This window comes from Gottfriedia sp. S16(2024), assembly GCF_050473765.1.
Taxonomy (GTDB): Bacteria; Bacillota; Bacilli; order Bacillales; family Bacillaceae_G; genus Gottfriedia.
This window is the reverse complement of the sequence record NZ_JBFLUO010000001.1, coordinates 1,582,944-1,597,277: the sequence shown is the minus strand read 5'-3', so window position 1 is coordinate 1,597,277 and position 14,334 is coordinate 1,582,944. Positions and strand designations below refer to the sequence as shown.

The window sequence follows — 14,334 nt, the reverse complement described above, 5'->3', positions numbered from 1 at the left end:
TTTTTGCCCAATAAAAAGTTTGAGTTTATTCTCAAAAAAAAAAAGAAACTACTATTAAGTAATATTAATAGCAGCTTCTTTGGGTTTTAAGATTATAAGCCTAATTGACTCTTAATCGTTTCTAACGTTTGGTTTTTATAGATCGTTTTCGGTGTTGGTGCATTTTGTACTGATGGATTTTTCTGCAAGTAATTTTTCTCAATAAAAGCGAAATCTTTTGCGTCTACAGTACCATCAAAATTGATATCAGCACTTCGCTTGTTTGTTCCCCAGTAAGTTTGAACATAAAGTGCATCTTGTACATCGATTACGTTATCTTGGTTAACATCTCCACCAACTAAATTAATGTTAGTTGTTTCTGATTTCCCATATAATACGCTGTTGTATTCAAAACCGAATTTTTGAGATTTCTTCGTAATAAAGTGACCTGGAACATTTATTTCAAATGTATAGGCATCTTTGCTTAATGCAAGTGGTTCAAGATTAAATTTACCTCTACTAATCAAATTAGTAGCATCTAAACTATAAGCACCATTTGTTACTTTTAATGTTGCTCCTACTTTTGTCCAGTCACGAGATCCTAAATAAGGTACTTGACCCTCTACTTGCACTAGATACCCTTCAGGAATTATATTTCCTTGAACACGGTTAAATTTTGGTTTTAATTGGAATCGTTTACCTGCGTTTAATAACTTCACGGTTTGACCATTAGCATCTACGATAGTAGCTGATGGGTTAATATATCCGATTGGATAAAAAACTTGATCTTGTACTTTTACTTTTACGTTTATTACTTCAGAGCGATCGAATACCATTGCTTCTTTAAACTTCACTTTAACTTTATTACCAGTTACTTGAATTTCTGCTTTATCCTTAAATTTATTAGTTAAAGACGCCTCTACAAGATTTACGAAAGGAATACCTACAGCCCCAGCATCATCAAAATTCCAGGTTGCTTCTTTTACACCTTGTACGTTGTCTAGAACTAAAGATGCAGATAGAATATCTCCTGATCTAGCTAGTTGTACGTTATGCTTAGCATATGCAACTGGTGTACCTTCTTTAACAAAGTAGTATTCTTTCCAATTTGCTTGATTTCCAGCAGCATCATACCCAATTAAGTTGAATGACAGTGATTGTGTACTTTCATCCATTTGTACTTCATCAACCCACTTGCCGTTCTTGTCCATATGGATTGGACCGTTAGGAATAGGAAATCCATACGTATATACTGCAAAGTTTGATGTTTCGTCTACATCAATACCAGCTTGTTGCATATCTGTTAAAGCAGCATCTTTTACCTCCATTTCAAAAGGGTAAGTCTCTTGTCCTGGCTTATACTCAATAAAAGGTGAATCTCCATCTAGGGAACTTTTTACTGTTGGTGTGTCAATATCAATAAAGATATCGTCATAATTAACTTTCTGTTTACCATTTGGTAATGTTGTAATAAATTTCAGTTTATAATGTCCAGGTTTAGCCTGACTCATCTCTGATGATACAGGTTGTTTTTTATCACCTGTAAACTTGTAATATGATCCAGTAAATGCTTGTTGTATAAAGTAGTCGACATCTGACGTTGCACTTTTCATATTAAGCGTGCCAACAAGTCCTAAGTCTTCATTTGTATTACCGTCTTGTAATACAACATCTAACGTGTTAACTGGAGAACCTAAATTGAACTTTAACGATGTTGCTGATGTTTTAAACGCGTCATATGTTCCATAAAATAATGGAGAGATCGCATGCGATGATATGCTAAGCGTGTCAAAGCCTTCATCTGATTTTTTGAAACTAAATGGGATACGGTATTGCTCTGATTTATTTGAGCTATTAGTGATTAAAATGTACCCTTCATAAAAACCTTTTTTAGCTGTAGAAGGCACAGTTAGTGTTGCTTTTACTGTTTTAGCAGAATTTGGATTAATTTTAATTGAGTCACCTAAATCTACTACTACGCCATTCTCTTCTAATCCGTTTGCTCCTTGTGCGTTATCTACAACCTTGACATCGAATGTTTGATTTTTATTACTATTGTTTGTAAATTCAATATCTTTCTTTAATTTCAATTGAGAATTATCTTTAATAAATTGTCTACCGAAACTTAACCCACCTGTTTCATTCTCTGCTTTTAATAATTTATCACCAACTGGAATTAATGTTTCATCTTGTACCTTTATTTCTGTTTGAGTGTGAAGAGCTTGATATGGATCTACGCGACCTGCTCCTACTTCAAAAACGCTATAGTCTCCATTAAGTTGATCAGCAGTGTTCATCAGAATTGATTTAACGTCTGCTGGCTCAAGGTTTGGATTTTGTCCGATTAATAAGGCCGCCACACCAGCTGCAAATGGTGATGCCATAGATGTTCCATCCATTCTTTGATATGCGTATTTATAGTCTTCTGGTGTATCATGATTTGCAATATAAGAAGGAACTGTAGATAGAACACTCACACCAGGTGATGTGATTTCAGGCTTCATTTGGTAGTTTCCATTAACTGGTCCTCTTGAGCTGAAGTCTGCTAGCTTATCACCTTCAGTAGACTTTTCCTTTAAATTTGTAAAAGTGAACGTTGTATTTCCATTTGCAATTTTGGCCTTTAATTCTTCTCCTGCTTTCTTTGTCATTGAGAATGCAGGAATATATTCCATTGATTCACCTAAGTTATATCCAACATGGCCATCAACATTGTTGTACATAATGACAGCTTTTGCTCCATTTTGTTTTGCAAACTTCACTTTATCTACTAGAGCAAAGTTTCCACGCTGAACGAAAGCAATTTTTCCTGCTACATTTTTATTTTTGTAATCATCTAATGTTCCTAATCCAACATCTACTAGTTCAAGAGATTTTCCTTCTAAACTATTAAAGTTATCAGCGAAGCTCCTAGCCATACTTATAAGATCAGTTGACCATCCGCCTTCTACTTTTCCTTCAAATGTTGAAATTGTCGTTGGTACATCACTCGCTCCTACTGTTAAAGCAAATGCTGCCGTACCTGGTGATCCTAAAGTATAAGCATTAGGTCCACTGTTACCTGCTGAAACCACCGCTGTTACGCCATTTAGTACAGCATAATTTATTGCCGTACTAGTTGGATAATACGGATCGTTAATTCCCGCCCCTAATGAAAGGTTAATAACATCCATACCATCTTGAACTGCTTTATCAATACCTGCAATTACATTTTCAGATGATCCGCTTCCGTATGGACCAAGCACACGGTACATATATAGATCCGCATCTGGAGCAACTCCTTCTACCGAAACTTCACTATCATTTTTATTTTGTCCAACAATTGTTCCCGATACATGCGTACCATGCTCTGTATAGTAAGTGCCATTACCATTACTTTCAGGTTGGTTTGAAGCCTGCCAGTCTTTGTAAGTAGCTTCCATTGGATCATTATCATTATCTACAAAATCGTATCCGCCTTTAAAAGCGTCTTTTAAATCAGGGTGATTATAGTCAATACCAGTATCTAGAACCCCTACTTTAACACCTTTACCTGTTATTCCTTCTTTATGTAGCTTGTCCACTTTTAAATATGGAATACTATCTACTGATGTAGTTGTTTTACTAGCAACATCTGTTGGAACATCCTCTTTAATTGGATCTACATTAAAAGCTATATCTTTATATATCGTTTTAACAGCATCTGATTTTAAAAGTTCTTTTACTTGGTTTGCAGGAAGTGTAATCGCTGCACCATTAAATGCTGTTTTATACGTTTTTGTAATAACAGGAGCGTTTTTCTTTTCCTTACCCTTAACAAATTTGCCTACATCTTCTTTAAAAACTTTGTGCTCTTTGTCAACTTGTGCTTGTGCTGATGATTTTGTTAATGACTTTCCATCAACTGCTGCCTCTAATACTGCAACATTACTTGGATCTGAATTAAACTGAACGATGACAGAGATGTTTTTATCAGAATTCAGTTCACTTTCTTGAAAGCCTTGAAGCCCCTCTTGATTGTTCAATTCTAGTTGTTTTAATGCTTCTCTTTGCTCTTTAGTAATTGAAGCTAAAATTTCTTCTGCTTTAGAAGTTGCTGCTTTTGCCGTTATGTATGACTTTGCACTAAAAGGTGCAATAAGCAGACTCGTTGAAAGGGCAAGTACTGCCGAGTGCTTTGCTAATGTTGTTACCTTCATAGACTTCATCCCCCATTTTTATCTTTATAGTTAAAAAATTCTTACTATTTCAATAGTAATAGCATTTAGGAAAAAAGCATATTGTGTTAATTTTTATCGAAATTTTGGTCATTTTGTAGGTTTTTTTTCCTAAAAACTATTGAAATTTGAAAGGAAATTTCATTAAATATTAAAAAAGCATGAAATTTTGCTATGAATTTTGTGTTATTTTTAATTTGAATTGAAAGTATTTGACTTTAAAAAATTCTAGTTATAATAAATTAGTAGGTATTTCAAAGTCTTTGTACTTTCTAGTTTCTTAGATTTATGCTCGCAAAAAACTTCATAGTAAGGCAACTGGGATTTGAAAAGGAGAGAACATATGCTTGAAGGAGAAATCATTAAATTTTATCGTAAAAAAGCAGGACTAACCCAAGAGGAATTAGGAAAAGACATTTGTACCGCTACCCATGTAAGTAGAATAGAAAGAGGGGAAACCCGTTATTCTGAAGAAATTATTCAACTGTTCTCTCAACGTCTTCAGATTGACATTAAAAATGAGATAGCCACTGTTCAAGATATCGAAAAGAAATTACAAAAATGGCATAATGCAATCATATTAGAGCGAATGAAGGATGTCATAATAATTAAAGAAGAATTAGAAAGTATTCACTATATTAACGCATCCAACTATGCTACCTATTATCAGCTATTATTAGCCCGCTACTTTATTTTAAGTAAAAATACAGATAAAGCAGATCGCATTATTAAACAGATCAAAAAAGATTCTCCTCCTATGTCGGCATATGAAAGGAACCTATTCCATCACGTTAGAGGGATCTATTATTTAAATCAATATACACGACTTGGAAATCTAAATAGACAAATTGCACTACAAGAATTAAAGAAGGTCAATATAGAGGAATATGGAAATAAAGAATATTACTATCATCTCGGTTCAGCCTATCATTGGACTCGGTCTAAAGTAATGGCATATTTCTACGGTGAAAAGGCATTTAGATATTTTAATAAAACAAATAATTACGCAAGAGCAATTTTGGCAGAATCATTAATGCTAGTACAATTAAAAGACAGCGCACAACTAGATTTTGAAGAGATTGTAAATAGGTATGAAAGTTTAATTGAGCATAGCGAAGCTTTAGGACTTTTGGATAAGAGTGGAATGATCTTACATAATTTAGGTCTAATGTATTTTTGGAAGCAAGACTTTAAAAATGCACATATCTTTTATAAAAAATCCATTGAAGAAGCTGATAAACAATCATTGCCATATTTGAATCGTTTATACAACTATTTAGATAATGCTGGGGAAGGAAAGCTCCTATCTACAAATGAATTGCTAGAAGAAGCATATGAAGGACTTGCTCTTTCAGAAAAAGCTACAAATGATTTATATAGAATTCTCTTTAAGCTTTTAATTTTACGTTTTAACGAAAATTTTGATGAATATTATAATTTCATGGAACAAACTGCATTTCCTTTCTTTAAGGAACACCATCATGTCACACATTCAAGTAAGTATGCTAAGTTGCTCTACTCGTACTATGTTAAGACTAAGCAATATGAGAGAGCAGTTCAAGCTGGAGAAATGTTTATTAATGGTAATTAGTTAAAACGGGTAAGACAGAATAGATTAAGGGACTGATTCTATTGAATCTGTCCCTTACAATGAATTTTAGTTAGTCTATCATTCTAGTAAAATTAATGTACAAGTAAGTCCTTCTCTAACTGATTGAATTCATCAACAATTAAATTAATTAACCCTATGAAATCTGATAATTCCGAATATTTAACAAGCAACTCTTCCACAGTGTGCTCTTGGAGGAAGCTTTGTAGTTCAACTGCTTCATGATCATCATTATTTTTATAGAATAGAGCAACTGCAATTGCTTTAACTAAATAGTTAGGTGTTATTCCAAAGTTTATTAACTCTCTTGCTGGCTTAATAAAACGGTCATTTGCTCCTAATTTACGTATTGGAGAACGAGCAACACGGGATAATTCATCTGAAATATATTCATTATCGAATCTACCTATTATTTTTTTAATATAGGCGTTATGTTGTTCTAAGTCAAAGTTATATTTTTTAACTAATAACTTTCCTGTTTCATCTAAAATAGAATTAACAATACTTCTAATATTCTCATCAGAAATTGCTTCCTTAATCGTTTTATATCCGTAGAAATTGCCTAAATATGCAGTCGCCGCGTGACCAGTGTTTACGGTAAATAGTTTTCTTTCAATATATGGAAGTAAATCCTCTACATAAGTTACACCATCAATTGTTGGAACTTCACCTATCATATTTGATTGGTCAATTACCCACTCATAAAATGGTTCTACTGCTACTAATAATTTATCTTCATGACTTTGAATCGGTACGATTCGATCTACTGCAGCATCTGGAAAACTGACCGACTGTTCAGTTTTTTTCTTCTGAGATAATGTCATGTTTAAATAAACTTCTTCTCTTAAAAAAGTACTTCCACCTATCATATTTTCACATGCAATGATATTTAACGCTTTATCTGAATTCTTAGCCCTTTCAACTAATCCATCTGCAATTAGCTTTGCTATTTTAGGAAGAATTGATGGACCTACCGCTGTTGTTACAATGTCAGCCTGTGCGATTACTTTTGCTACTTCCAGAGGATCTTTCAGACTATTAATACCTCTTACATTTGTTATCTTTATTTTTTCTTGGGTACGATCTGCTAACATGACAGCATACGATTTCTTTTCATTCAGCTCATTAATAATCTCTTCGTTTACATCAACGAAGCAAATCTCATATCCTGCCTTGTGTAATAATTGTCCGATAAATCCTCTTCCAATATTTCCTGCGCCAAAGTGTACAGCTAACATCTTACTCCTCCTCGCTAAACATTAAAATTAGTTCCTCTTTTGATGTGGCTGCGACTAATTTATGTACATTTTCTTCCTCTGAACAAAGAATCGCAATTTGAGATAAAAGCTCAAGATGCTCATTATCTTTTCCGGCAATACCGAATACTACCTTTACAATATTTCCGTTCCCAAAGTCTACTCCGTTAGGAATTTGAAGAATCGAAATACCAGATGAGATTACCTCTTGTTTTGACTCCTCAGTTCCGTGTGGAATCGCGATAAAGTTCCCCATATAAGTTGTTAAAGACTCTTCTCTTTCAATCATCTTTTCAATATAATTTTCTTTTACATAACCGTTTTTTACTAAAAGATTTCCTGCTAAACAAATAGCTTCAACCTTTGTTTTTACATCTACATTTAATAAAACATTATCTGTTGGTAATACTGTCTGAATCATTTATTAATCCCTCAATTCTTAAATCTTTTTTGTAAATTTTCATATAATGCATAGCTTAATTTGTTATATATATTTGTATAGTTATTAGATGTAAAGATCCGAGTTGATTCTTCATCTTCAATAATTGTTGAACTAATAGTGCTCAACACCTCTAACTGACCTGTCTGCATTTCAACTGGAGCTAGTAATAATAATAATGTATTAATTTTTATTGACTTGTGGTCCATTGCCTTGACTACCATTGGCTCATGAAGCAAAAAGGATAAAAACACTGGTTGCATAACATATTCTGACCGACAATGATACAATGCTATGCTAGTACCTGGTATCCCTAGGCCACCCTTCTTTTCTCTTTCTGCGAGTTGATTAGTCACCTCAAAATAATCACCTATTAATCCTCTAACATTTGCTTGTTTGCATACTTCCAATAATAAAATAGAAGAAGTTGGAATAAACGGTAATGAAATTGTCTCAAAAGTATTCAAAATATGAAGTACAGTTTCAGAGTACTGATGAACTACTTCAAGATTTTGTTTAATTAATTCTGGCGTTTCTAGCTTGATCTGCTTTTGAAACTTTTTGCTATGGAGCTTTCCTAGTAATGTTGCTTCTGTAGTAAGAGAGTTGCGTTTTATTTCATCACGAATCTGCTCAGCCTCTTTCTTTGGCAATAAAGGATTAACGGTAATATATTTTTTGGAAAATCCCGGCATCTCAACTGTAGATAAAATAATGTCATATTGTTCAATTTGAATATTTCTTAAGTTTGCTAAAGACGATACTTCGATATCTGTTATTTCTTTTATCTCTTTTTTGATTCGACTCGCTAACATTTTAGAAGAACCAATCCCACTTGAACATAATACAAGCGCTCTAACTTCTTTACTGTTATCATAGATTACTTGAGATGAACCAAAATGTAGGACAAGATAAGCGATTTCCTCAGTTGGAAAAACAATCGATGGAAAAGCTTCTTTTAATCCTTCTTGAATGATCTTAAACATTGCAGGATAATCCTCTTGAATTTGGCCTGCTAAAGGATTATTTGCATCTAGTTTTTTTTGAATTCGATAGATTGCTGGTTCAATATGAGTAATTAGTCCCTCAAATAATGCTTGGTCTTCTTCAAAATTTATTTCAAGTTCTTTAGATACATAATTGATTAACTTTTTTGAGCCTACAACGATTTCCGTACTGCTCTCTTCTAGCCAATCATTTTTCTCTTTACGTTGCCTTGCACCTAATAAATGCATCGTAATATACCCTTTTTCAACATTTGGAATATTAACTTTGAACACTTCTTCTAATTCATTAACAATCTGACCTGCGATATTAAATTCTTTAGAGGTACTTAATTCCTCGAGAACCTGTTGATCCATTTGTACTACTTCGCCTTCAATAATTCTTTCGATCGCTAAAGATAAGTGAATCGTAAATGTCATAAATGCACTATCAGCTAGAGAATAAGGTAATTGTTGCTCAATATCCCGAATCATTTTTCCAATCATGGTGAGTTTTTCGAGTTTTATTATTTCTAATAATCCATTTGAGAAACTATTCGTTGACTCATGCTCATCTTCTACTACAGATAAAAACTCATATTCATTTAATTGCTGTGCAATTAGATGTCCTAGGGCTTTTCTTTTTTTTCGTTCTGAACCTAGTAAAGCAATGCCGTACCCTTTCTTTCTCATTAGCTCCAAATTGAAGTCTTTTAACCATTCTTCTACTTTATTAAGATCGTTACTAACTGTTGCAACGGTAACATGCAAATCATTTGCTAGTGAGCTTAGTTTAATAGACTCCGGTTCTTTTAATAAGGAACATAGAATTAACTCCTGTCTTTCTTTTTGAGTAAACTCTTGCCCACTTTTTAATATTGCAATTTGAAGCTCATTTTTTTGCTCAGGTTTCCCTTCAATATACATTCCGACACCCAATATCTTTTTTAAGAAAAGACTATGAGCCAAGGCAATGCTTTCGACTCCTTTTAGTTCCCGTTGCACAGTTCGGCTGCTAACATTTAAGTTCTCTGCAATTTCTTGAACATTGATTCCATTTGGATGATCCAACAACAAATTAATGATTTCTCTTTCTCTTGCTGATATATACATATATACCTCTTTAAATTTTTATTATTTTAATAAAGAATTCACTAATTCATCATACTTTGGACTGTTTAAGAAGTTCTCTACGGAGATATGAACTGCATTCGGTACTTTTGCCTTTGCTCGATCAGTTAAATCTTTATGAGTTATTACAACATCTACATCATTTGGCAAATTATTAATTGCTACATTCGTAATCTCTAATTCTATTCCCGCTGTTTTTACTTTTTTGCGTAATATTGATGCTCCCATGGCACTAGATCCCATACCGGCATCACATGCAAAAATAATCTTCTTTACTTCTTTATCAATACCAAGAGAACTAGCTACTTCTTTTTCAGTCTGTAATAGACTAGCTACTTTACTTTCTTTACCTTTTAAATCTTGTGTTTTTTGAGCTGCTCTTTCTAAATCATCATCCGATGCAACTGACTTAGATGATTTTAGAACTACAGCTGAAACAATAAATGAAACGGCTGTTGCAACAAATACTCCTGCAAGAATCGGTAAGTATCCTCCTTTTGGAGCCATTGCTAATATTGCAATAATACTTCCTGGAGAGGCTGCTGCTACTAGACCTGCGCCTAATATATTGAAAGTAAATGTACCGGCCACACCGCCAGCAATAACTGAAAGGATTAATAAAGGTCTCATTAGGATGTATGGGAAATAAATCTCGTGAATCCCACCTAAGAAATGGATAATCACAGCTCCTGGTGCTGTTTGTTTAGCTGTACCTTTTCCGAAGATTGTATATGCTAATAGTACACCTAAACCTGGTCCTGGATTGGCTTCTAGTAAGAATAAAAGTGACTTTCCAGCTGATTTTGCTTGTTCAAGACCAATTGGACTTAAAATTCCGTGGTTGATCGCATTGTTTAAAAATAAGATTTTTGCTGGTTCAATAAATATGTTTGCCAATGGAATGACATTTGCTTTTACCATCATATCTACACCGTTAGCTAACACTTCTGTTAGTGTCGATACAACTGGATTAACCCCTATTAAACCAATTATTGCTAAAATTGCTCCTAAAATACCCGCTGAGAAATTATTAACTAACATCTCAAATCCTGACTTAACTTTTCCTTGTATAGCTTGGTCAAATTTCTTAATAGCCAAACCACCAAGTGGTCCCATAATCATAGCGCCTAGGAACATCGGCATCTCTGCACCAACAATTACCCCCATTGTTGCAATAGCACCAACAACTCCACCTCGAATATCATGGACCATTCTTCCGCCAGTAAAACCAATTAGCAATGGTAATAAATAAGTAATCATTGGACTTACTAATACCGCCAACTTTGCATTAGGTAACCATCCAGTAGGTATAAACAGTGCTGTTATTAATCCCCATGCAATAAACGCACCAATGTTTGGCATTACCATACCGCTTAGAAAACTACCAAAGCTTTGTATTTTTACTTTTATGTTATTTTTTTCTGTATTCAATATTTTACCTCCCCTGTGAAGCTTATATATAAATGATAAAACGCTTACAGTATCAATACAATGAAATGAATATTCGTATTTGTCGCCTACTAATGTGACAAAATTTAAAAGGGCTAAATAAGATTTAGAAAAGGAAACAACCTTTTTCTTTAATGGCTACTTTTATAGAATGCTAGATTCCATTCACACGAGCAATAGGTCTCTTAACATAATCAAAAACATGACATGATACCTATAAAAATACCACTACATAAGGCCCACAAACCGGAATAAAGAATAGAAATAAAAAAGGAACATATTCAAGATATGAATATGTTCCTTTTGATTTTATATTGTGGAAATGAAAGCTTTTATCTTACTACTCTTATCCGACCTGTCCACTATATTTAGATTCTTCTTCTGGGAATAAAAACCCCAACTCATGGTGTTCACCTTCATAGACTGAAGATTGAGTTATACGAATTTCAGAATTGAAATCAACTACTTCTAATTTACAGTACGCGCGGTTAATTTGTAGTGCTTCATAAAACTCATTAACAGTAGAGACATTTTGTCCATTTACTTTTGTAATGCTTTCGCCTACTTTAATGTTCATTTTATCTGCTACAGAATTTGGTAAAATCCCTAAAACAATTAGGCCAGTTGATTTAACTGTAAAGTATGATGGTGTATTAATATCTCTATTTTTATGAATATAGTTTATAGCTTCTCGTCCCACTACTGCGATAGCTACAGCTATGAATGCTACAAATCCAATAAAATAACTTAATATTCCACCTACACAAACTATAATTGCTAAAGCTACTATTTGTTTACCCACAGTTTTAACTGATTCCTTTGGTAGCATTCCTTGAATTAACTGGTAAAATCCAATCCCAAATGGTACAAAAAGAATTGAATAACCACTATCACCTAAAGCAAGTGTCGGCCACCATGAATAGTCACTAACGATCGAACCACTTGGTATTAGTAAAAATAATGGTACCATCCATAATCTATTTGCCTCATGTGCCCCTACTCTTTTACCACGTTTACTCTCAATAAATAAAGGAGTTGTATGATTTGCGGCATTACGTTGAACTAAAATTCCTTCAGCCAATAAAAGTAAAGCCAATAGAATTGTTATAGCAGGAAGCATGGCATTCAAATCATTTGGTATAAAGTTTTTCAAAAAAGGTAATGAATCTTGCCCTCTATTAAGAAACGGAAGAGCAACTAATGCTAGTCCAAAAAGATAAGCAGGAGACATCCATCTGAATTGTAAAATTAGTGCACAAATAATCGTTAACACACTTAGTAAATAAACCATTTCAATCGGAATACTAATTCCAACTACCAATGTTATAACTGAAAGAATTAATCCGATCAATAATCCATTCCAAAGTGAAGTTTTCCACTCGAACGTTACATTAAAATTTCGAACTGAAAAATGCTTACGTTCTCGTTTTACACGTAAATTACCACAGAAAATTGATGCGATGAAAAATATATAAGTAAATGGATTTAAAAATAGCTTACCTAATCCAACTAAGAGTTCAGATAATAAATTTGACCACATAACATTCACCACCTTTTTTATATAATAGATTGATATTCTTATGTTATCGGTTTATTGATATTTTTTCAAAGAGAATATGCTGCAAAACAATAAAAAAAGCACACTTCTCCATAAAGTGTACTTTCGACATACTAAACTAAAACTCCTGCATGGATTGTAATTTCAAATCTATTTCCCGGGAATTATGTCAAATGAGGGCGAAATAAATTTCCTTCTCTCAGATTGACCACCAAATCTTAGAACTCTGTCTATACAAAGAGGACAATTCAAAATTGTCCTCTCTGTGTATTATTATTGAGCTACCATATCTAAAGCTTTTTCTAACTGTAGATCATTCTTTTCATCTTTAATTTTATCAATTAATGATGATTCAAGTTTTTCTGAAGTTAGAGGATCAATTTTACCGTTAACAGTAATCCCAACAGCTTTTTGGAAGTTCTTAACAACTGTCTCTGTTTGCTTGCTGAAATATCCATCTTTACGGCCTGGGTCGTATCCTAATCCTTTTAACATGATTTGCGCTTGTTTAATATTTTCATCATTGTCATCGAATTTAAATGTTTTCTTTTTATCAATTGGTGTTGCGTAGAAATAATCAGGTTGTTTCACAGCAACATCTGGTTTAATACCTTTTTTGTGAATCCAAGTACCATCTGGAGTTAACCATTTAAATTGCGTTAACTTAATATTACTACCATCTTTGAAATCTAATGTGGATTGTACAGTACCTTTACCATAAGATTTTTCACCAATTAATTCATAATGTCCTGCTTCACTTAATGCCGCTGCTAAAATTTCAGCCGCAGATGCACTTCCTTTATCAATTAATACATCAATTGGATATGGTTTCGCTTTATTTAATTTAGTATAATACTTCTCACGTTGGCCATTTCTATTTTCAACTTGTAAATATGGCTCACTTTTTACAACTAATTCTCCTAAAACGCCTTCTACAGCTTGTAGGTACCCGCCAGGATTTCCTCGAACGTCAATTGTTAAACCTTGAATATTTTGATCTTCTAGTTTTTTCAATTCTTTCTTAAACTCGTCTGCCGTTTTTTCATTAAATGAAGTGATATGAATATAACCGATTTTTTCGTTGTTTACGTCTTTCACCGAACTAAACACTGTATACATTGGAATATCATCACGTTTAATTGTAAATTTAATTGGGTCCGGAACTCCTGGACGTTGTATTTCAATCGTAACATTTGTTCCTTTTTTACCACGGATTTTTAACACCGCATCATATTGAGATAAACCTTTTACGCTCTTACCATCAACTGATAAAATCTCATCCTTTGGTTTCAGGCCAGCCTTTTCCGCAGGAGAGTTCTTAATTGGAGATACAATTATTAGTTTGTCACCATCTTTAGAAACTTCTGCCCCAATTCCTTGGAAAGATGAACCTAATGATTCATGGAACTGTTTGGCTGTCCTTCCATCCATATAAGTAGAGAACGGATCATCTAAAGTTGTTACCATCCCTTGGATTGCACCTTCAGTTAATTTATCAGGATCAATTTTTTTCACATATTGATTTGCAATAATTTCGTATGCTTTTTGTATTTTAGCAATATTTTCATCTTCAGAAGCTTTTACTTCTTTACTCTCAGAGAATTTAGAAACGATTGTACTTGTACCATCATCAAATGTAAATTTTCCTACCCCCAAACCAACAACAAATGTTGCTGTCGCAAGTAGAGCCGTTGTTTTACGATTCATGCAGAACCTCCTATTTTTCGTTCCTTA

The 14,334-nt window shown here is 33.5% G+C and carries 8 protein-coding genes; 1 reads left to right on the top strand and 7 read right to left on the bottom strand.

Annotation, left to right across the window (positions count from 1 at the left end; all coding sequences use genetic code 11):
- Nucleotides 1-92 precede the first annotated feature (92 nt).
- The gene (locus AB1282_RS07470) at nt 93-4,157 is read right to left on the bottom strand and encodes a S8 family serine peptidase (protein WP_429898805.1); all 4,065 of its coding nucleotides are present in this window, start codon (nt 4,155-4,157) and stop codon (nt 93-95) included.
- Nucleotides 4,158-4,518: 361 nt separating this feature from the next.
- Between AB1282_RS07470 and AB1282_RS07465 the strand changes: the two genes are divergently transcribed.
- Nucleotides 4,519-5,766: a helix-turn-helix domain-containing protein gene (locus AB1282_RS07465; protein ID WP_056469578.1), complete on the top strand. Its 1,248-nt coding sequence runs from the start codon at nt 4,519-4,521 to the stop codon at nt 5,764-5,766.
- Between the two features lie 92 nt (nt 5,767-5,858).
- Here the strand turns inward: AB1282_RS07465 and AB1282_RS07460 are convergent, their stop codons facing one another.
- From AB1282_RS07460 to AB1282_RS07435, 6 genes are all read right to left on the bottom strand, one after another.
- Entirely contained in the window at nt 5,859-7,022 is a 1,164-nt protein-coding gene (locus AB1282_RS07460) for a mannitol-1-phosphate 5-dehydrogenase (RefSeq protein WP_056469575.1), read from the bottom strand.
- 1 nt (nt 7,023) lies between these two features.
- On the bottom strand, nt 7,024-7,461 hold the full coding sequence (locus AB1282_RS07455; RefSeq protein ID WP_056469571.1) for a PTS sugar transporter subunit IIA: 438 nt from the start codon (nt 7,459-7,461) through the stop codon (nt 7,024-7,026).
- 11 nt (nt 7,462-7,472) lie between these two features.
- Nucleotides 7,473-9,575 carry a BglG family transcription antiterminator gene (locus AB1282_RS07450; protein ID WP_429898804.1) on the bottom strand — a complete coding sequence of 701 codons (2,103 nt, stop codon included), beginning with the start codon at nt 9,573-9,575 and terminating at the stop codon, nt 7,473-7,475.
- A 21-nt stretch (nt 9,576-9,596) separates the two neighbouring features.
- Entirely contained in the window at nt 9,597-11,027 is a 1,431-nt protein-coding gene (locus AB1282_RS07445; RefSeq protein WP_056469565.1) for a PTS mannitol transporter subunit IICB, read from the bottom strand.
- Between the two features lie 361 nt (nt 11,028-11,388).
- A complete protein-coding gene (locus tag AB1282_RS07440; protein WP_056469562.1) occupies nt 11,389-12,582 on the bottom strand; it encodes a PDZ domain-containing protein in 1,194 nt (397 codons plus the stop codon).
- A gap of 291 nt (nt 12,583-12,873) precedes the next feature.
- Nucleotides 12,874-14,307 (bottom strand): S41 family peptidase, encoded by a 1,434-nt coding sequence (locus tag AB1282_RS07435; protein ID WP_390310067.1) that lies wholly within the window; start codon nt 14,305-14,307, stop codon nt 12,874-12,876.
- Nucleotides 14,308-14,334: the final 27 nt, after the last annotated feature.